General features: G+C 63.2%; 1 protein-coding gene. It reads right to left on the bottom strand.

The window, feature by feature from the left end; all coding sequences use genetic code 11:
* The coding region (locus AB4Z11_RS32305; RefSeq protein ID WP_442030354.1) for a DUF1501 domain-containing protein at nt 1–1,073 on the bottom strand (1,073 nt) is incomplete at its 3' end.
* Nucleotides 1,074–1,110 lie beyond the last annotated feature (37 nt).

Here is a 1,110-nt window from a genome sequence, read left to right as displayed (position 1 = left end):
GTGCTGTCGAACCAGGCCAGTGCGCGATTCAGTTTGGCCATCAGCACAGCGTGGTTGACGCGCTGGCCGTCGTGGGTATCGAAGCCGCCGATGCTGACGAAGAAGACCTGGCGCCGCGCGCCCAGCGTACCGCGGCCCGCGATCACACGCGCTACGGTTTGCAGCTGGATGGCGAGCGGGTTCACGTCCGCTGCGCCGGTTTTCGGATTGCTGAACATGGAAGGCACCGGCACACCGCCGGCGCCGGATTTCGCCATACCGCTGCTGAGCGTTGCCTGATTGTCCAGCGAGCGCTTCATCACATTCGCATACTCCTGCGCGAACATATTGCCGCTGCCGGCGGTGATGATGGCGCGCGTCGGATTCGACCAGGTGCCGAACATGTAATCGTCGATGTGGTTGACGGGCACCGCGCCAGCATTGCTGATCTGGTATTGGCGGATCTGGCGACCAGAGACGAACACCGCGTTGCCTGCCGCGGAAATGCAGGTGAAGGTCGTATTGCTGTTGCTGGAGGCGAGCAGGTCGCCCATGCGTCCACCCCAGCCGAAGCTGGCGCCTTCCGGCTGGCAGGACTGCCACATGGATTGCTGATCGTTGTGCGAGAACAGCTTGGGCGGCAGGTTCACATCGCTCTTGTACTGCGCCAGCGTGGTCGGCGCCAATAGCGTGCCGACATTGGCCACCACCGCGGCGCGGCCATTCTCGAACAGGTTCTTCAGGGAGCCAAGCTGCGGGTGCAGTGCGAAGCTGCGGCCCGATTGCACCGTGGCCGGCGTAATCGGCAGCACGCCGCTGCCCTGGCCAACGCTGGCGAGATGGATGGAGCTGGCGTCGCCGGTATTGCGCAGCGAATTGTAGGCATTCCAGGAGGACGGGTCGGTGGCGAGTACCGTGTTGTAGTGGTCATTCCCGCCGTGCAGGAAGATGCAGACCAGGGCTTTGTAATCACTCGTTGCGGCAGCTGCGGGCGCCATGGCCGCCAGGTTCATTGCGAAAGGCGCGGCACTGGTGCCCGCAGCCGACAGCAGGGCGCCGAGGAATCGCCGGCGCGAGAACTGTTCACTCTTCATACAGGAGATCCTTATTGTTCAACGATGTATTCAGGAG

It is taken from the genome of Pseudoduganella sp. RAF53_2 (assembly GCF_052113985.1).
Taxonomy (GTDB): domain Bacteria; phylum Pseudomonadota; class Gammaproteobacteria; order Burkholderiales; family Burkholderiaceae_D; genus Rugamonas.
The sequence above is the reverse complement of the archived record's forward strand: the minus strand, read 5'-3'. Positions and strand labels throughout refer to the sequence as shown.